At 56.3% G+C, this 19736-nt stretch carries 10 protein-coding genes; 5 read left to right on the top strand and 5 right to left on the bottom strand.

Going from position 1 to position 19736, the window contains the following annotated elements; all coding sequences use genetic code 11:
* The first annotated feature begins 20 nt into the window (after positions 1 to 20).
* Together OHL13_RS05135 and OHL13_RS05130 are read left to right on the top strand one after the other, a co-directional pair.
* Positions 21 to 3167, top strand: coding sequence for an efflux RND transporter permease subunit (locus OHL13_RS05135; protein WP_263409029.1), 3147 nt, complete (start codon positions 21 to 23; stop codon positions 3165 to 3167).
* The gene (locus OHL13_RS05130) at positions 3154 to 4242 is read left to right on the top strand and encodes an efflux RND transporter periplasmic adaptor subunit (protein ID WP_263409028.1); all 1089 of its coding nucleotides are present in this window, start codon (positions 3154 to 3156) and stop codon (positions 4240 to 4242) included. The genes OHL13_RS05135 and OHL13_RS05130 overlap by 14 nt, the downstream gene beginning before the upstream one ends.
* A gap of 33 nt (positions 4243 to 4275) precedes the next feature.
* Here OHL13_RS05130 and OHL13_RS05125 read toward each other — a convergent pair whose 3' ends face one another.
* Positions 4276 to 4899 carry a TetR/AcrR family transcriptional regulator gene (locus OHL13_RS05125; RefSeq protein ID WP_263409027.1) on the bottom strand — a complete coding sequence of 208 codons (624 nt, stop codon included), beginning with the start codon at positions 4897 to 4899 and terminating at the stop codon, positions 4276 to 4278.
* A 137-nt stretch (positions 4900 to 5036) separates the two neighbouring features.
* On the opposite strand from OHL13_RS05125, the gene OHL13_RS05120 reads away from it, so the two are divergent.
* Together OHL13_RS05120 and OHL13_RS05115 are read left to right on the top strand one after the other, a co-directional pair.
* Positions 5037 to 8333, top strand: coding sequence for a TonB-dependent receptor (locus tag OHL13_RS05120; RefSeq protein WP_263409026.1), 3297 nt, complete (start codon positions 5037 to 5039; stop codon positions 8331 to 8333).
* Positions 8333 to 9688, top strand: coding sequence for an alpha/beta fold hydrolase (locus OHL13_RS05115; protein ID WP_263409025.1), 1356 nt, complete (start codon positions 8333 to 8335; stop codon positions 9686 to 9688). The genes OHL13_RS05120 and OHL13_RS05115 overlap by 1 nt, the downstream gene beginning before the upstream one ends.
* A 195-nt stretch (positions 9689 to 9883) precedes the next feature.
* Here the strand turns inward: OHL13_RS05115 and OHL13_RS05110 are convergent, their stop codons facing one another.
* From OHL13_RS05110 to OHL13_RS05100, 3 genes are read right to left on the bottom strand one after another with little or no spacing between them, the layout of a single operon-like run.
* Entirely contained in the window at positions 9884 to 11329 is a 1446-nt protein-coding gene (locus tag OHL13_RS05110; protein WP_263409024.1) for a phytoene desaturase family protein, read from the bottom strand.
* Positions 11330 to 11350: 21 nt separating this feature from the next.
* On the bottom strand, positions 11351 to 12895 hold the full coding sequence (locus tag OHL13_RS05105) for a hypothetical protein (protein WP_263409023.1): 1545 nt from the start codon (positions 12893 to 12895) through the stop codon (positions 11351 to 11353).
* A 17-nt stretch (positions 12896 to 12912) separates the two neighbouring features.
* On the bottom strand, positions 12913 to 14355 hold the full coding sequence (locus tag OHL13_RS05100; RefSeq protein ID WP_263409022.1) for a hypothetical protein: 1443 nt from the start codon (positions 14353 to 14355) through the stop codon (positions 12913 to 12915).
* A gap of 145 nt (positions 14356 to 14500) precedes the next feature.
* On the opposite strand from OHL13_RS05100, the gene OHL13_RS05095 reads away from it, so the two are divergent.
* Entirely contained in the window at positions 14501 to 15949 is a 1449-nt protein-coding gene (locus OHL13_RS05095; protein WP_263409021.1) for a GH1 family beta-glucosidase, read from the top strand.
* Between the two features lie 122 nt (positions 15950 to 16071).
* On the opposite strand, the gene OHL13_RS05090 is transcribed toward OHL13_RS05095, so the two are convergent.
* Positions 16072 to 19632, bottom strand: a complete 3561-nt coding sequence (locus OHL13_RS05090) for a TonB-dependent receptor (protein ID WP_263409020.1) — start codon at positions 19630 to 19632, stop codon at positions 16072 to 16074.
* Positions 19633 to 19736 lie beyond the last annotated feature (104 nt).

Raw genomic sequence — 19736 nt, 5'->3', positions numbered from 1 at the left:
AAATCCGGAGATCGATTGCAATGCGTCTTGTACTCGCAGCCCTAACCCGACCGCTGACTCTGATCGTCGCGCTCATCGCGATCATCGCGGGCTTCTTCATGGCGGTTGGGCGGATGCGTATGGACATCTTCCCCCAGGTTGGCAACCCGGTCATCTACGTGGCCCAACCCTATGGAGGAATGAATCCAGCCCAGATGGAGGGTTTTCTCACCTATTACTACGAGTACCACTTTCTCTACATCACCGGCATTCAATCCGTGGACAGCAAGAGTATCCAGGGAGCCGCCTTGATGAAGCTCACGTTCCGTGAAGGAACGAACATGGAGCAGGCGATGGGAGAAACGGTTGGTTATGTGAACCGCGCGCGAGCGTTCATGCCTCCGGGAACGGTTCCTCCGTTCATTACGCGTTTCGATCCCGGAAGCGTGGCGGTGGGACTTTTGTTATTCACAAGTTCTACGCATACCCAGGGAGAGTTGCAGAATATTGCACTCAATCAGGTCCGGCCGCTCTTTGCAACGCTGCCTGGAGTCTCTGCTCCTCCTCCCTTTGGCGGTAATCAGCGAACGATTGTTGTTACGCTTGACCCGGACAAACTCAAGCAGTATGGGGTATCGCCTGAGCAGGCAATTTCGGCTGTGAGTACAGGCACCGTTGTGGCTCCTTCCGGAAATTTGTATGACGGCGCGCTGAATCGAATTGTCCGTACCAATGCCACTCTTGGACCGGAGCTGACGGACCTGATGGCGACGCCGATTCATCCGCATTCGGGAGCGAATGTCTATCTACGTGATATTGGCTCGATTGAGAACGGCACCGACATTGTTACTGCCTATGCCCACGTAGATGGTCGCAGAACAGTGTATATCCCGGTAACCAAGCGTTCGGATGCCTCCACGCTTGCGGTGATTCAAGCGGTAAAGGCTGCTCTTCCGGGTTTCAAAAATGTCGTGCCAGACGGTGTCGATGTGCAATTGGCCTTCGACCAGTCGAGCTATGTTTCGAATGCAATCAACGGCCTGGTGCGCGAGGCTCTGCTGGGAGCTTTCCTGACGGGCCTGGTCGTTCTGCTCTTCCTACGGGATTGGCGTGGCGCGCTCATCGTCGTAGCAAATATCCCGTTCGCACTCGCCAGCGCGGTCATCCTGTTGTGGCTTACCGGTCAGACAATCAATGTCATGACGCTGGGAGGGCTGGCCCTTGCGGTAGGAATCCTGGTGGATGAAGCGACCGTTGAGATTGAAAACATTCATACGCGACTGCTGCCCGGTATCTCTCGCGCTCGCGCTGTGCTGGAAGCGTGCCGCCGAACGGTAACTGCCCGCTTGCTCTCAATGTTGTGCGTGGTGGCGGTGTTTGTTCCCTCGTTCTTCATGAATGGGATTGGACGCCAGCTCTTTGCTCCTCTCTCGCTCGCGGTTGGATTTGCCATGATTGCCTCCTACTTTCTTTCGAGCAGCCTGGTGCCGGTGTTTGCGACATGGATTATGAAAGAGTCGCATCGCGGTGAAGAGAAGGAAGGGATATTCGGTACACTACGCGAGCGATATGGACGCTACCTGAGTTCCGCGAGCCGCTGGCGGTGGCCACTGATCGGCGGTTACCTGGCGCTGACAGCCATCATTCTGCTTTTGGTTGCGCCACGCATTGGAACAGAGATCTTCCCCGACTCGAATGGCCCCGTGCTTCGGTTACGGCTCAAGGCTCCAGTCGGAACCCGCATTGAAAAGACAGAACCGATGGTGATGCAGGCGCTTGATCTGATCCGCAAGACCATCGGCAAGGAGAACATAGAGGTCACCTCCGATTATGTGGGTGTTCAACCATCGAGCTACCCTGTGAATCTGATCCATCTTTTTACGAGCGGCCCGGAAGAGGCCCTTGTTCAGATTCAGTTACGTCCTGGACACCCGGATGATGAACAGCTCCGCGAGTCACTCCGTTCGGCATTTCACAAGGAGATGCCGAACCTGAGGATGTCCTTCGAAGCCGGCGACATCGTCTCCCAGGTGATGAGCTTTGGATCGCCAACTCCAGTACAGATTGATGTACAGGGTGTCGACCTCGATAAGGACTATGCCTACCTTGCCAAGGTCGAAGCAGAGCTGCACACGCTGGACTTTCTGCGGGATATCTCGGTTGTTCAAGCGCAGTCGTACCCAATTGTCGATGTGACGGTGAATCGTGATTCCGCCGGCCAATTCGGCTTAACGATGGCGGACGTGAGCAACTCTCTTGTGCCGGCAACCGGCTCGTCGAGGTTCATTGCTCCGAACTACTGGCGTGACCCCAAGAACGGCAATGCCTTCCAGATTCAAGTTCAGCTTCCGTCCAACCGCGTGCAGGGAGTGGACGCCTTGTCGACACTTCCCTTGATGCGCGACGGACAGACACAGCCACAGCTTGACCAGGTAGCCAAGCTGCAGTACGGCACGATGCCCGAGATGATTCAACGCCTCAGCGGACAGCGCATTGTGAGCGTTACGGCGAACCTTCATGGGATTTCGCTCGGCGAAGCGCAGAGCAAACTCAATGCTGCGCTGAAACGGATTGCCGCTCCACCGCAGGGCACGACCGTGGTTCTACGCGGACAGATTCCGGCGCTGACAGAGACCATTGCAGGCCTACGGACGGGCCTGCTGCTTGCGATTGCGGCTATCTTTCTTCTGCTTATCGCAAACTTTCAATCATTGCGGCTTCCACTGGCCATTCTGTCGACCATTCCCGGCGTGCTGAGCGGGGTTGTCCTGATCCTGCTCTTGACGGGCACCACGCTCAATCTTCAATCGTTCATGGGCGCCATTATGGCAGTGGGCATTTCTGTGGCAAACTCTATTCTGCTGGTGAGCTTTGCTGAACAGGCGCGCCATGAGCATCAGGATGTTGAAGCTGCGATGCGAACAGGAGCAACAGGCCGCATCCGTGCCGTTCTGATGACAGCAACGGCGATGATATGCGGCATGGTTCCGCTGGCGATTGGCTTCGGAGAAGGCGGGGCGCAGTCCGCTCCTCTGGGCCGCGCGGTGATCGGCGGCCTTATCTTCTCGACTCTCACGACGCTTCTGATCCTTCCGCTGATTTATTCGCTTCTACAACGGAAGGCAGCAACTACCTCGAACTCTCTCAATCCTGAAGATCCTGCGAGCCGCTACTATGCCCAGTCCTAAACTTGTTTTTTTTGCCCTGCCCTTTGCGCTATATCTTTCGGCACAAGGCCAGAGTGCCGCGCGGATCGAGATGGTGAAGGTGGAGAGCCGTTCCGCGGCTCGTACCGTTCCACTAACAGGTGAGCTTGCGCCATTTCTGCAGACCGAGATCGAAGCTCGCGTTCCAGGCTACGTGGAAAAGGTCGTGGTGGACCGTGGCAGCGTGGTCCGCCGCGGTCAACTTCTGGTGCAGCTATCCGCACCGGAGATGCGATCGCAGACAAACGCATCGGAGTCCGCACTTCATCAAGCTGAGGCAGACCAGGCCCAGGCCGAAGCGCAGGCGGCCGCAGCGGCAAGCACCTACACACGAATGCAAGAGGCGGCAAAGACTCCAGGCGCAGTGGCCGGGAACGAACTCATCCAGGCAGAGAAGCAGAAAGACGCCGCGAATTCCCTGGTGATGAGCCGTAAGGCTGCTGTTCGCTCCGCGAAGGAGAAGATGCAGGCAATGGGTGAAATGGAATCTTATCTCCGGGTCGTTGCTCCCTTTGATGGAACGATTACAGACCGCCTTGTCCACCCGGGCATGATGGTCAATGCCGGAGCACATACCCCTCTACTCAAACTGCAACAGACAAGCCATCTTCGTCTCATCGTGCCGGTGCCTGAAAGCTATGTGGGATCGACGGTGAAGGGTAAAGTTGTGACGTTTCATGCGCCTGCCTATCCGGGAAAAACCTTTACCGGCAAGATTGCCCGTATCCCGAACGCGCTGGATCAGCAGAATCGCGCGATGATGGTTGAACTGGATGTCTACAACGCTGAGGGTGCGCTGGCTCCAGGAATGTATCCCACGGTGGATTGGCCAGTAGGGACGAACGATACGTCCCTCTTTGTTCCGGCTACGAGCGTTGTGTCGACCACTGAGCGGACTTTTGTGATTACCTCCGTCAACCGGCATGCGCACTGGGTCGATGTTCGCAAAGGAGCGACAGCCGGTGAGCAGGTGTCCATTCGCGGCCAAATCGCGGAGGGACAGTTCGTCGTCAAACGAGCAACCGATGAGATCCGCGAGGGAGCTTTCCTGCCGTAACAATCTCAATCTTTCACGTCGCCATCCATATCCTTATGGATGGCGACGCTTTCGCTTTGACTCCACCACAAGAGCTCTCACGGCAAAGCGTGTGAACTCCTCTTCCACACTGGCGTCGGAGACTTTCATTTCTTTCAGCTTGTAGACATACTTTCCGATGGCATAGCTGCGGGACATGCCGAAGAGAATCTGGAAGGCCGCGGCAGGATCCATCGGGGCAATTTTCCCTTCACCCTGCCTGCGGACGATGTACTGGATGACTTCCCGCTGCAGCGTCTTCGGCAGATGACAGGCGCGGTCTGCTTCTTCGTGGTATCCCTCAAGAATGGCGAACAGTACCAATCGCTGCATGACCGGCTCAGCCCGATAGGCTTCGATGACGTATGAGATGAGCTTCCGGAACAGGTCTGCATCCGCATTCCGCCGCATGCAGTCGCGGATGCCATCGTGCCAGCCTTGCCTTTGAGAGCGTTCCACGTACTCGTGAATGACAGCGCGGTAAAGCGCCTCTTTATTCTCAAAATGCTTGAAAATCAGGGCTTCATTGATGCCAGCTGAAGCCGCAATCTCCTTGGTTGTGGTTCCATTGAAACCCTTTTGTGAAAAGAGTTTAGTTGCTTCTTCAATGAGCTGCGCGCGTCTCTCAGGACCCTTCATGCTTTCCACTCCCAGAAAACCACACAGACGGGTTCCGGTGCAAATCGATTACGTGAAAAAGTAAGTAATTACTTAATTTACAGCTTCGTAACCGGGACTACATCCACGGTTGATCTTGCGACTTTAGGTTCGCCCCCATGCGCAAACTATTTACTCTGTTGGTCTGCCTCATCTCCCTCTCTGTCGCAGGTCTTGCCCAGTTCGATACGGGCGCCGTGCTCGGAAGCGTTACCGACGAAGCAAAGCTTCCGGTTTCAGACGCAAAGATCACGCTCGAGGATGTGAATCGTGGGACCCGCTTCTCGATTGTTTCGGACGCAAGCGGCGTTTTTCAATTTCCATCCGTGCCCATTGGGCGTTATCACATTCGTACCGAGCATGCTGGTTTCGGCGCGCAGGTGAGCCAGGACTTCGACCTCACAATCGGTTCCAGGCAGCGCGTCGACTTCCAGCTTCACGCGGAGCAGGTACTCACGGTGGTGGACGTGCAGGCCAGTGTTCCGCTGGTCCAGATTGACAGCTCGGACCGCGGCCAGACGATTGGTTCCGCACAGATCCGCGAACTTCCCCTGAATGGACGCTACTACTCTGACCTTGTGCTGCTGAGCACAGGCGTCATGCGCTCCCCCAGTTCCTACGGCACCAGCAGTTCGTTCCGTGAAGGATCGTTCAACGTAAACGGTTTGCGCAGCACAACGAATAATTTTGTTCTCGACGGCCTGGACAACAACTACTTTGGTACTTCGAACCAGGGATTTGCAAACCAGGTTGTGCAGCCGCCGCCAGACGCCATTGCGGAGTTCCGCCTGATCACCAATAACCAGCCAGCGGAGTACGGACGCAGTGGCGGCGGCACGATCATCGCCAGCCTGCGCAGTGGCACAAACCAGTTTCATGGAACTGTCTGGGAGTTCATTCGCAATACAGAATTCAACGCGAACGGATACTTCAAGGCGTCCAACGGCAAGCCTCGTCTGAACCGGAACCAGTTTGGCTTCACCTTTGGCGGACCGATCTGGAAGGACAAGACCTTTTTCTTTACCGATTATGAAGGCTATCGCGAGGTCTCTTCGACTGTTGCGTCAGCGACGCTGCCTACGATCTCTCAGCGTCAGGGATCGCTTGGTGTGCCCGTGCGGAACCCTTATACCGGCGCACTGTATGCCGATGGACGTATTCCCTCCACGGATATCATCCGTTTCGCCAGCACGGTGCTGGCGGCGCTTCCTGCGCTCACCTCTGCCACCAGCGGAGCCAACTATACCAGCCTTTATCGCATTACCGATCGTCGCAACAAGGGCGACATCCGCATTGACCATTACATGTCGGATAAGATCCGCATTTTCGGCCGTTACGATCAGAGCCAGTTCAATGTATTTGATCCGGGCCTGATTACGGGCCTGGCAGGCGGCGGCGGCAATGGCACACAGATCGTTCCGATCCAGGCGATGGCCGCCGGCCTGACCTGGACGATCAGCGATCGTACCCTGCTGGATGTGGGCTTCGGTTACTCGCAGTCTTCTGCCGGAAAGAGCCCGCCGCTGGCCGGCGGACCCAGCATGCTGGACCTGTTCGGCATCCCTGGCCTTCCCACGGACCCTGCCTATACGGGCGGTATCTCTTCTGAAACGCTTATTGGCTTCAGCGCATTGGGACGCCAGGCCACAAGTCCGCAGTTTCAGCACCCAAAGCTCTACGACCCCAAGATTAACCTGACGCATATCTTTGGCACTCACACGCTGAAGGCCGGCGCAGAGTACCAGTGGCTGGGTGTGCGCACCCTCGACGTCAATCCGATCCTGGGACGTGATGTTTACTCCGCCCTCTTCTCTGCCCCTGCTGTTGGCACGCTGTTGCCGAATGGCAGCACGGTTACGGCAGCACAGATCAGCGCCAACCAGGCACTCTATAGCCTTGCCGACTTTCTTTATGGAGCTCGCAACCAGTACCAGCTTGTGAACCCCGGCTACGTCAATCACCGCCAGCAGGCTGGCTTCTTCTATGCGCAGGATGACTGGAAGCTGCATAAGACCCTGACACTCAACCTTGGCCTGCGCTACGAACTGGTGACTCCGTTCTATGAAAAGGACAACCTGCTCTCCAACTACGATCCCGTCAGCAACTCCATGATTCTGGCGAAGTCCGGATCGATCTATGATCGCGCCCTGGTCAATATGGACACCAACAACTTCGCTCCGCGCATCGGAGCTTCGTGGAGCGTTAGTCCCAGCACGGTTGTGCATGGCGGCTTCTCGATGGGCTATATCAACACCAACCGTACGGGCACCAGCTACCTTGCGTACAACGCACCGCGCTTTATCCTTGCCACGGTAACGCAGTCCGATCCCCGGGCGTCGTCCTTCCGTACAACGCAGCAGGGTTTCCCGGCAGACTTTACCTCGTCGGCCACCTTCAATCCCCGCGCCAGCACGGTGCAGTACATTCCCCGCGATACGCCGTCCGGGCAGGTGCAGAGCTACTACGTCTCCGTACAGCGACAACTTCCATACCGCTGGCTTATCGATGTAGGCTATGTCGGCAACAATGGCAAGAACCTGATCATCATCAATGACATCAACCAGGCTCGCCCGAACGCGCTGAACGAAAACACCAACGTGGAGCTGCGCCGCCCCAACCAGGCCTTCAGCTCCATCGCCGCGACACTGCCCTATGGCACTTCCAGCTACAACGGTCTGCAGATCCGACTCGAAAAGCAGGCCTCAAAAGGCTTCTACTTCCTGAACAGCTTTACATGGTCCAAGACGCTTGATATCGCATCGCAGGCCTTTGACAGCAACAACGGCAACGGTACCAGCGTGCAGAACATCAACAACGTCCAGGCTGACCATGGAATATCCAACTACAACCGTCCTTTCAACAATGTCACCAGCGTTGTCTATGAGCTGCCCTTCGGCCGTGGACGCAGCTACCTTGCCAATACTTCACGTCTTCTCGACTACGCGCTGGGCGGCTGGGATGTAAATACGATCGTCAACATGCGCTCCGGTGAACCCTTTACCCTGTCGTACACCGCCAACGCACAGCAGCAGGTGGTGCCGGTGCTCTCCGTCCTTGGCCGCAACAGCTATCGTCCGGACGTGAGCGGCTCCGTGCTGGCACCGGAAGGTACACGCAGCCCCACCAACTACCTCAACCGTGCCAACGTAAGCGTCCCGCTCTACTACAGCCCTTTCGGCAACTCGGGTCGCAACACGGTCCGTGGATACGCTTTCTACCAGACTGACCTTGGCATCTCGAAGCGCTTCCCCATCACGGAACGGATTGGGTTACTCTTCCGTGCAGAGGCTTTCAATCTTTTCAACCGCTCTAACTTCGCTGCACCGGATGGCAATATCTCCAACGCCACCTTCGGTGTCATCACCTCCACCTATCCTCCGCGTCAGCTCCAGTTTGCTCTGAAGGTGCAGTTTTAATGATCCTGAATCGACGAACCTTCTTCCTGGCCTCTGTGCTGATTCTTGTTACGCTTCCGACCTTCGGGCAGAACACCGCTCCGAAGGCGGAAGCCAACTACCCCATCGTCTTTGTTCACGGCAACGGAGACGATGCGGCCAAATGGGTTGGCATCCTCTGGCTGTTTGAGTCGAATGGCTATCCCAAGGACCGGCTCTATGCCATCCGCTTCTCAAATCCCGCGGCGCGTACGGATGACACCAAGCCGGAAGCGAACCGTTCTTCTACCGTGGATGCGGCAGCGGAGTTGAGCAGCATAGTCACCCGGGTTTTGCTTGAGACGCACAGCAGCAAGGTCATCCTGGTAGGCAGCAGTCGAGGAGGCCTTACCATCCGCAACTACATTCAACATGGTGGCGGCCGCAACAATGTGGCAGCGGCCATTCTTGCAGGCACACCAAATCATGGTGTCCTTGTCTCAACCGCTAACCCGAACGGAGAGTTCAACGGTGGCGGCCACTATCTGCAAGACCTGAACCAGGCCGGTGAAGATGGCAATGAAGTCGTTGCAGGCGTCCGCTTCCTGACACTGCGGAGCGACAAGCTGGATAAATATGCGCAACCCACAGGCATCGCCTCCGGGGCGCCGCAAACCAGTACCGGCATCAGCTTCGATGGCCCCGCATTACGCGGAGGGACGAACCTGGTTCTTCCTAACCTGGACCACCGTGAGCTCGCCTTTGCACCTGCGGCCTTCCGCGAGATGTTCCGCTTTGTTACTGGAGCAGAACCCAAAACGCTCACCGTACAGCCTGAGCCCACGGTACAAATCTCCGGCGTCGTTACAGGGTTTGCCGGCATTGCTCCAACGAACCTGCCCCTGCAGGGGATTCATCTCAAGATCTTTGCTGTTGGGAAAGACGGCGTTGGCGATGCAGCCCCCCTGTACGCCGTTACCACCAGTGCGGATGGGCAATGGGGGCCGTTCAACGCTTCTTCCACGCAGGAGTACTGCTTCGACCTGGAGATGGAAGGTCGTCATGTCCGCTATTACAAAGCCCCCCTGCCACGGTCGACAGCATTGCTGAACCTGCGGTTCGCTCCGGTTCCCCGCGATACGGCGACTCGTCCGGCGGGAGCAGAGCTTCTGCTCATCTCTCGTCCGCAAGGCTACTTTTCGCGCGAACGTGATCCTGTCACAGTGAACGGCAATCCACTTTCGGAAGAGCCACAGGGACTTCCTGTCCGCGATTCGTTTCTGACTGCTGTAAACGGCACGAAGGCCGTCTACGTTACGCTACGCGGCGAAACGATCATTGCTCAACCTTCGAATGATCTTTCAAAGGAGCTGCCAATCATCGACTTTCTTTGGTAGGAGATCCCCTTGAAAAGAGACATGGAAGGCTTGTACCAGCTTCCATGTCTCTTTTTTTGGTATTGCTTCGCTGCTAAGAGTGGATAGACGGTCACGTTTTCAATGTGGCTGCGCCTTTGAAATGGGATCAGGGTGCAAGCCGAATGCAGCTCTACGAAAGAGCAGAAGAAACTCCAACTGATCACAAAGCAATCCTCAGCCGTGTTTTGGCAGCGTCCCAGGAAAAATATCTTTCATTGCGCGTAGAGCCGCGTGGTAGCCGCACATACCGTGCACGCCACCGCCCGGGGGGGTGGAAGAAGAACAGAGATAAATGCCTTTGGCTGAGGTGCGGTACGGCGAGATTGCTGCAACGGGCCGGGTGAAGAGTTGCGTGATATCGATGGCCCCGCCATTGATATCTCCTCCGACGAAGTTCGGGTTGTAGAGCTCCATCTGGGCGGTGTTTGCCGTGCGACGAGCCAGAATCAGGTCACGAAAACCCGGTGCAAAACGCTCTATCTGCCGCTCGATGGCTTCAGACATATCGACCGTAGAGCCATTGGGCACATGGCAGTATGCCCAGGCTGTGTGTTTGCCCGTGGGTGCGCGGCTCGCATCGAAGATGCTCTGCTGCGCAAACAACACGAAAGGGCGCTGACTATGGCGGCCCTTCGCCGCATCGGATTCCGACCGGGCAATCTCTTCAAAGGTGCCGCCGATGTGTACGGTGCCGGCGAGGCGGCAGGCTTCCGCTGTAAAAGGAGTGGGCCCACTCAACGCCCAGTCCATCTTGAAGACTCCCATCCCATAGCGATACTTCGTCAGTCTTCCGCGATAGGAGTCTGAAAAACTTTCTCCGGCGATACGCAGTAACTGCTTTGGCGTGAGATCGAAGAGCACAGCGCGAGCAGTGGGAAGCTGAGCCAGGGACTTTACTTCTGTATTGGTGTGCAGAACGCCACCAAGGGAAAGGTAATACTGCTCAAGAGCCGTCGCGATGCTCTGCGATCCTCCCTTTGGAATTGGCCACCCGTTCGTGTGGCCGACGATCGACAGCGTAAGACCTATGGCGGCAGAGGCGGCCTGGTCGAGTTCCAGGAAGGAGTGTGCCGCCATTCCAGCAAAAAGCCCTTTTGCTTTTTTACCGCTGAACTGCCCGACAAAACTGCTTGCGGAACGGAAAGCCTGTAGCCCGAACCGGGCTATGTCCATGGGATGCCTGGGGAGATGCAGCGGGCCCAAAACATCGTCGATCAGCCTGGGCCATGCCTCTACCAGTGGAGCAAAGGTTTGGTGATAGCGGCTACGATCAGCGTCGTCGAGTGTTGCTTCTGTCTCGGCAAGTGAGCGATAGAGTGCGGCGGTTTCACCATCGTCAAAAGGATGAGCGGCCTGCACGGGAGGCTCAATGAGAGTGAGGCCGAGTTCCTGCAGCGGCAGCGACCGCAGGAAGGGAGAAACTGCCGCCATGGGATGAATTGCAGAGCAAACATCATGAAGGAAGCCTGGGAGCGTGAGTTCCGCTGAACGCGTGCCTCCACCGGTCGTGGCAGCCCCTTCAAGCAGCAGAGTGCGCAGGCCGGCACGTTGCAGCGTAATGGCTGCGGCGAAGCCATTTGGCCCAGCGCCTACGATAATGGCATCCCATTCTGGATTCAAACTGTCCACCAGTCCATTGTCCTACTTCGGGCCTTGCGCGGGCGATGCTCCGTATCCATCAAAGCTTTTATCGGACATGGGAATGCGCCGATAGAAGGTGCGATCGTAGTGCAGGGGTTGGCCCTGGACGGGTGAATCGATGTGAATCGCCTGCTGCTCCTCAATGAGTTCCAGGTCAGCCTCGATGGTGGTACCGTCCTCATCCATACCTGAGAGGGTTACGTGTCCTTTTTCCGGAAAAGTGTAGTGCCATGTCAGTACCTTCGCAGGCTTCCAGCCTTTCGCCGCAGCGGCGCCTGGATAAAGCTGCCGCTCGTGCAGGGTGAGAATGTTTTTGTCTCTCAAGAAAAGCAACTGCTTTGAAAGATCGTAATCGTAGAAGAGGTATTTGCGGCCTCCCGCAAAGCCCGCCATCTCGTATCGCTTCTCGATATCCCAGAAGGTGTCGGCTCCGTTATCGAGACGGACAGGCATTGCACAGTTCACCTTGTAGACAAAGGTACTGGCAGCTTCAAAACTGGCGCTTTGCCAACGGACCGGGCTAAGTGGGGAGTAAGGCAGTTCTTCTCCATTGCGGATAAACCTGGTGACCTGATAAAAACCCACGGTTCCAGGAATGCCTGGCGCCTTCGGTTCCTTGCCCATATTCGTGTTGTAGTGCAGGTCGTAGCGGACATAACCATAGACCGGAAGCAGAAATATCCATGCTGCCGTGCGTGTGCCATAGAACGCGATCTTTTTCCAAGGCACATCGAAATGGGGATGATAGTGCCATGGGATGACGTCTTCGCGCCTGATCAGCAGCTTCCATAGATCAGGAACATATTCCGCAAAGAGAAATCCGGCGAGAAGCGAGATCGTTGCACTGTGGACCTGCACGCCGCCATCATAGGCAAAGTTCGAGTGCGCAATATTGAAGAGCATGCCGCAGAGCACCACCGCGCCGATGGCAGTTGTCTGTCGAAACAGCATCAGTACTCCGCCTATCAGTTCCATAAAGCCCAGGAATACCTGGTACCAGGTGACCAGGCCAACCGAATGCCAATAGAGACGAAAGGCTGCGATTTCTCCGAAAAGCGTGTGACGGTTAGCGATGGTTGGAAAGGGCATCTGTTCTGGAAAAAACTTCATGTATCCGAAGTCCAGCATGTTGAGCGCAAGGAAGTAGCGATTGCAGAGATTCGTCCAGTAATAGAGCTTGTGATATTCCCGGCGGCTGCTGTTACGTGCCAGCCATGTCCAGATCAAGCCACCAAGCACGGCCGCCCCGATTGCGATGCCCCATGAAGCGAAGCTTCCGATGCCGTAGCGGCCGCTGTCCCCTGCAACCGTCACATAACCGAAGCGCTCTGAAGGCAACGGGTTCAGCCACATCACGAAATCACGCAGGTCGCGTATCAGCGAGAAACGCTTCCAGCGACTGGGCTGCACCGGAAGAATGACCTGTACTACGAGCAGAAAATAGATACGGAAGAGGACGAGCTGTGCGGCGGTCCAGGGCCGCTGAGCGGGATCGTCAGGGCGTGAGGACGCCAGGCGGTATTCGTCGCAATGTGTATCCAACACTTTCCCTCCGCTCTTTCTTAATAAAGGCTGATTGGTCTCCGACGGCCTGCGTCCAACAGATATCTCTTGTCCACCCGCTCCAACACGATGTGCAGCTTTGCCCCGCTGGCCTCCTTCCCTTCCAGAACAAAGCTTCCGTCAGGCTGCTTGCTGTAATGCAGCGAGAGTATTTCCGCCGGATCGTTCTTCCCTTTGGCCAGCAGAGTGCGAGTGGCGGCGTTTTCCTGGTAGCTGTAAAAATGCCGTCCGCCGTTCCCCGCTATCTCGTACAGTCGTTGTGCTTCCGGATTGTCGATGGAGGGTTTGGCGACTTCAATGGTCATGGGGCGGTTCACGCGTACGCTGAAGGTGTTCCAGTCTTCGAAGACAACATCCTGCCAGCGGCGATTGCCGGTCAGCGTGTAGGGCAATACTTCGCCGTTCAGGGAGAACTCCCGCACGTTGTAGACGCCTGCCATACCGGCCATGCCTGCCTCGTCCGGATATGGCCAGCGGGAGTGGCGTAGGCCGATAGAAAGTGAACCGGCAAAGAGCATGGCGAAAGTCACGATACCTCCACGGGCACACATGGCCAAACGCGGCATGAGGAGGGAGAGATCTTTGGTACGGTCGGCCTTGACCGCCGTTTGCAATACCAGCAGATGCAACAGCCGCCAGCCATCATGTGCTGCAATGACTGCCGCGAACAGCATCAGAATGGTGGCGAAGACATGGTCTCCGAACTGATAGGCGAAGTTGGCCGGAACGATGTTCGTCAGCATGGCGCCGCTCAGGCAGGCTCCGATGATGGCGGTACGGTTCCATAAAAGCAGCAGGGCTGCGCCTATCTCCAGACCTCCAAGAAGAGGCTGATACCCCATTTTTCCTACACCAACGGTCAGGTAGTAGATCTTCCACTGCATCAGGTCGCCGTATTGCGTATTCAGATCACTGACCGTGGGCAATGGAAACTGCAGCATGAAGATCTTCAGCAGACCGTAAACCAAAAGCGCGAGCGCCAGGCGATAGCGCAGCAGGGCTCTCATCCAGCGATAGGCGTTCGAATAAGCCATGCGTTCACCACAACGCCAGGAAACAAGGGTTCCCAACAAGAATCCCGCGGCAAGGCATAGCCAGATATTCAGAAAGCTCGCAATCCCCCAGCGAGGAGCCCGGATGAAGTGGGGCAGATACGTGGCGAGATGAAACCATATCTGCCACGGTGCTAGCCCTTTCAACCCCCGCCAGAAATGCCAGTCCAAAGGAAGCATGAGGAACAACAGAAAGCTCGAGACCCAAAGAAAGGTCAACCGCAGAGGCGGAGACCAGCGGATGTCCGTTTCGAGAGATTCTGTTTTGGCCATTTGCTCCCATTCTAGGGTGGCTATCCAAATGCGGCTCGCTCTATTCATGCAAAGCGAGCCGTTGCAAGAGATTGAATTGCACAGATCGTGCACACCATCCACGGCAGGCTGCGACATTATCTGGAGTTAGCTCTGCACTATCGCTCGCTGCTGTTCGCATAACCATGGATTAAGCGATTTATTTAGGAGAAACTATTGTTAGACGCCTAAGGCGTTAAGTGATCCGGTAGATACAGTTTGAAACCAGAACCATGGAGAATGAATGCGCCGCCGCGATTTTTTGAAATCCAGTTCTCTTCTTGCTGCAACGCCTCTCGCGCTCTCTCTGCCCGAGGCCATCGCTGCACCCCAACCTTCCAGTGCTCCGCAGGCTCTCGCTTTTCCAAAAGGATTTGTATGGGGCACTGCAACCGCGTCATACCAGGTGGAGGGCGCTGTAAAGGAAGACGGCCGTGGGCCGTCTGTGTGGGATACGTTCTCGCATCTTCCCGGGGCAATCGTCCACAACGATACCGGCGATGTGGCGGATGACTTTTATCACCGCTACAAGGAAGATATCCAGCTGATGAAGCGCCTGGGTGTCAAGGGCTTCCGGTTTTCCATTGCCTGGCCACGCGTTTTTCCTGAAGGCAAGGGCTCTGCGAATCCGAAAGGTCTGGACTTTTACAAGCGGCTGATTGACGAGTTGCATGCCAATGGCATTGAGCCATTTTGCACGTTGTTCCATTGGGATTTGCCTCAGCCGCTGCAAGACCAATACGCGGGCTGGCGTGGCCGTGAGACGGCAGAGGCCTTTGGCGAATACGCTAGCTATGTTTCAAAGCAGTTGAACGACAGAATTCGCTACTGGATGACGATCAACGAGCTGAACAGCTATATCAACCTGGCATATAGCGAGAATCCTATCCACGCGCCTAAACTCAAATCCACACCAAAGCAGCTTGCCCAGACATCGCACTACGCATTGCTGGGGCATGGATTGGCTGTGCAGGCGATCCGGGCGAACGCGAGTAAAGCCCGCGTTGGGATTGCACAGAATACGAATGGGGCAATGCCTGTTGTCGAAACACCTGAACACATTGCAGCGGCTAAGAAAGCGATCCGTCATTTCAACGAGGCGTACGAAGTTCCAATGCTGGAAGGCAAGTACTCGGAGCGGTATCTCAGCAAGCTCGGCGCCGACGCTCCACGGTTCACTTCAGAAGAGATGAAGACCATTGCGCAGCCGCTCGACTTCTATGGAGTGAACATCTACTCCACGACCGAGGTAATGGCTGCCGACAACGAGGATGGATATATCGTTCCGAAACGTCCTGCCTCCTATCCGCACCTAACGGCTGACTGGCTTTATTACAATCCGCAGTCACTGTACTGGACCCCGCGTCTGATGCGCGATGTGTGGGGTCTGAAGGAGATTTACATTACGGAAAATGGCTGCGCGGCAGATGACACTCTGACGGATGGCCGCGTTCTGGATACGGACCGGGTTAATCTGCTTCGGAACTATCTGACCCAGTTGCAGCGAGCAACCGCGGAAGGAATTCCGGTACGCGGGTATTTTCTCTGGAGTATGTTGGATAACTTTGAGTGGACGATGGGATACTCGCAGCGTTTCGGCATTACGTATGTGGATTACGCGACGCAGAAGCGGACACCGAAGCTGTCCTACGAGTTCTACCAGGCTGTGATCGCCAGCAATCGGCTGGCATAGATTTCTATCCAGAAGATAAAGCCTTCGCTTCAGTATTAGAAGCGAAGGCTTTCTGTTTGGAGCGCGCAAAAGAAGGGGCCGAAGAGACCTCTCTCTTCGGCCCGGCCAGTAAAGTGTGCGTGTTAGAACATCAGCTTCAAAGCCAGCTGTACATTGCGGGGTGTGTTTGCCTGCGATGTAATCTGACCGAAGGATGAGGTGTTGAAGGTCCCATTCGGAAGACCGAACTGTACCTTATTGAGCACATTGAAGGCTTCCAGACGGAACTGCAGGTGGATGTCCTCGTGGATAGGAAATTCCTTGATGGCTGAAAGGTCGTCCTGGAAGCCAAGGGGACCACGGATCGCCGCCGCAGAGCGAGGCACATTGCCAAGCTCAAACGACTGGCTCAAACGGAAGGCCGCTGGATTCAGATAGCTCTGAGTCTGTCCGGTGCCCCCCAGCCGATTGTGTGTGTTGCCGCTGGTCAGCGGAGAAGCAGTTCCCGTGTACGTCGGACGAGCTCCTGAGAATGCTGCCCCACCGCTCTGCCCGATATTCAAAGCAAAGCCGGACTGGACAGAAGCGATCAGGTTCAAACGCCATCCGCCAATAACCTGGTTGACATACCCAGGCACATTGCTTCCGAAGAACTGTCCTTTGCCGAAAGGCAGCGCATACGTGATGCTGCCCACGATGCGGTGAGGCACGTCCGTTGCCAGGTTCGAGCGCTCATACTGCTTGCGGAGATAGTAGTTCTGATACGACGGATTGCCGGTACTGTTCAGGAATCCATTCGTAAGATCACTGACATCACCCAGCAGCTTCGACCAGGTGTAGAAGACCGATCCCGAACCGTTCTTGCCGCGGAACTGCAGGCCTGCCTGCAGACCGTTGAAGCTCGTGGTTCCCTGCCCCTGATACTGGTACGTCAGCGAATAGTTCTGCATCGCATTGTTCGTTCCATATTGCGGGAAGGGCGATAACAGTTGGATACGTTGAACGACTGGCTGAGAGTTGAGAGATCCCGGCGAAACCTTCCCCTGGAAGGGATTCGTTACATTCGCCTGCAGGTAGGCAACCTGGTTCTGATCTCCCGGCGCACCGAACAGGCTTGGCAGAAGATCGTTCGGGCGTCCGTTGATGGGAAGATGTACACCGTGTCCACCAGCGTAGTTCAACGTCATAATCAGCTTGCGCGTAAGCTGCTGCTCGATGCCGAAGTTCCACTGCTCCTGGTAGGAGATTGGATTGTTATAGAGAAGAGCGTTGACCGAACCACCATTCGCGACCTGCACTCCGGCAGCCGCTCCAGCAGGGTAAGAAATTCCCGTCGGAAACGGATTGGCAAAGGTGTTGGCAGGTGACGCAGTATTGACCGTCTGGAAGGTCGTCTGCTGCGAATAGCCCATCGTTCCGGCAGAGTAACCGCGCTGCGTCGTGGGGATATAGAGAATGCCGAATCCACCACGCACAACGGTATTGGCCAACGGTTTCCAAGAGAAGCCTGCACGCGGACCGACGGATGTCTTACCTGGTTTGAAGAAGCGTGAGCTATAGTTGCCAGTTCCAACATACGCGGCTCCACCAGTGAAGGAGAGACCCGTTTGCTGTGCCAGGGGGTTGGTTGCGTTGGGGTCGAAATCGGCCCAGCGGTTGTACCGGTCCTTGAAGCCGAACTCCAGGTCGTAACGCACGCCGAGGTTCAGCGTGAGTGAGGGCAGGATACGCCAGTCATCCTGCAGGTAGAACGCATGATACGGCTGTGTCAAAGCAATGGTCGATTGGCGGGTGATGTTCGAGGTTGTCGGAGCGCCCAGCAGGAAGGCTGCGAAAGAGTTGAACTGCGACTGGTTCGCAGGCACCGTGTCATTCACTCCCGGACCGTTGGTGAGCGCTGAGTCAAATGAGATGCTTCCTGCCGGGTTGGCAAGCGTCTGTGTATTCTCAATGTTCAAGCGTCCGTCATAACCAAACGTCAACGTGTGATTACCACGCTGCAGAATGGCGGAACCGCCAAGCATATGCGCGAAGTGCGTGAAGTAGTTAGCTGCAGCCTGGTTACCGATCTGCTGCAAACCACCCAGCTGAATCAGGGGAATGCCAGAAACCTGCTGCTGCGAAGCAAAGGTGGAGGAGAAGCCATAGTTACCAGGATTCGGTCCAATGTTCTGCGGGATCTGCTGATTCCGCTGGAAGTTGAATCCATAGGAGAACTGCACCAGGAGCGACGGCGATACCGTCCATGAATGCCCAAGCGCAAACAAGTACGCCGTAATCTTCTGGTTGATTCCGTAAGGCCCATCTGCCCGATTGAACAGGTCATTCTCATGGTGCTTATTGGTAGAGCGCGTTCCACGCACGAACGTACGCTGCGTTGGCGTGAAGTTGTGGTCCACGCGGAAGTTGAACTGGTGGTCCGTATCGCTGATGCCACGCGAGAAGCTGTAGTTATTCACGAGTCCCGAAGCGTTCGGCGCCGGGATCAACGGGAGCAGAGCTGCCGCCACGGGATTGATGTTGGCCACGTAGCGGCCGGCTGAGTAGCAGGTGCCGCCACCACATGCAGCCGGAAGGATCGTTCGGGTTCCGTTGTTCACATTGTTCGGATCGTAGATCGGCTTCGGCGCTTCCGTGAAGATGCCCTGGCGCGCCAGCGCAGTGGGCACAGTGATCGTAGCGAAGGTGGAATTGCGGTTCTGCTGGCCCTCGTATCCGAAGGTGAAGAAGGTCTTGTCGTGGCCGTTGTAGAGCCACGGAATGCGCACCGGACCACTGACGAAGCCGCCAAACTGATTGAACTTACGCGGCAGGCGGAAATCCTTGCGGGTCGGGATGGGATAGATACCAGTACGCTTGGTAAAGAAGTTCGCCGCATCCAGCTGGTCGTTGCGGAAGTATTCATAGACGTCGCCATGCAGGCGGTTGGTGCCGGTCTTGGTGACGATGTTGAGGATGCCGCCGCTGGAGCGGCCAAACTGGGCTGCGGGCACGGAGGTGATGACGCTGAACTGGTCGACGATCTCAACGGAGGGCGTCAGCGGGGGCTGGCCCTGGCAGCAGACGATAACGGAAAGACCGTCGAGCAGGATCTCGTTCGATCCGCCGTAGCCACCGTTGGACTGGAAGTTGTTGGTGGCTGCGGCAACGACGGCTCCGCGTGTGCTACTGAGACCAGCACCGAAGTTTCCGCCGGGAACGATGCCGGGGGAAAGAGCGGCGAGGCCATACGGGTTGCGTCCATTCAGAGGAAGGTCAGAAACCTGCCGCGCGCCGACGACGAAGGACAGGGTGGAGTCCTGCGTGTGAAGCTGCGCAGAGCCATCGCCCTGGACATCGATCATCTCGGTGACGGCGCCTACGCCGAGAGCAATGTCGACCTGCGAGGTCTGTCCGACGGCGAGAGTGGTTGCGGAGCGAGTGGTGGCGAAGCCAGGGTGAGTGACCTCAACGGTGTAGTCGCCGGTGTTGAGCGAGCCAACCGAGTAGATGCCGGAGGCGTTGGTTCTGGTCTTGATGACGAGCCCGGTATCCGGGCGGATGACTGAGACATCGGCTTCCGTTACGACTCCGCCCGATTGATCGGTAACACGACCGGTAATAGTTCCGGTGGCGATCTGAGCGATTGCATAGGCAGATGTCATCAGAACAACGAGCAGAGCCACCATGCGTGCGGCAGCTTTTCTAATGGATGGTGCTTTCATTTAAGGCCTCTCTGGAAGAAGACCGGTGTGGTTTTTAGAGAACCGCCACCGGCATCAAATCTTCACGGCAATGAACTATCAGTTTGTTACGCGTCGATGAGAAG

The sequence above is a fragment of the Terriglobus tenax genome (assembly GCF_025685395.1).
GTDB classification, from domain to species: Bacteria; Acidobacteriota; Terriglobia; order Terriglobales; family Acidobacteriaceae; genus Terriglobus; species Terriglobus tenax.
The sequence above is the reverse complement of the archived record's forward strand: the minus strand, read 5'-3'. Positions and strand labels throughout refer to the sequence as shown.

Coding starts and splice junctions, on each gene's coding strand:
- OHL13_RS05135 (WP_263409029.1), top strand. CDS start 21: ATGCGTCTTGTACTCGCAGCCCTAACCCGACCGCTGACTCTGATCGTC.
- OHL13_RS05130 (WP_263409028.1), top strand. CDS start 3,154: ATGCCCAGTCCTAAACTTGTTTTTTTTGCCCTGCCCTTTGCGCTATAT.
- OHL13_RS05125 (WP_263409027.1), bottom strand. CDS start 4,899: ATGAAGGGTCCTGAGAGACGCGCGCAGCTCATTGAAGAAGCAACTAAA.
- OHL13_RS05120 (WP_263409026.1), top strand. CDS start 5,037: ATGCGCAAACTATTTACTCTGTTGGTCTGCCTCATCTCCCTCTCTGTC.
- OHL13_RS05115 (WP_263409025.1), top strand. CDS start 8,333: ATGATCCTGAATCGACGAACCTTCTTCCTGGCCTCTGTGCTGATTCTT.
- OHL13_RS05100 (WP_263409022.1), bottom strand. CDS start 14,355: ATGTCGCAGCCTGCCGTGGATGGTGTGCACGATCTGTGCAATTCAATC.
- OHL13_RS05095 (WP_263409021.1), top strand. CDS start 14,501: ATGCGCCGCCGCGATTTTTTGAAATCCAGTTCTCTTCTTGCTGCAACG.
- OHL13_RS05090 (WP_263409020.1), bottom strand. CDS start 19,632: ATGAAAGCACCATCCATTAGAAAAGCTGCCGCACGCATGGTGGCTCTG.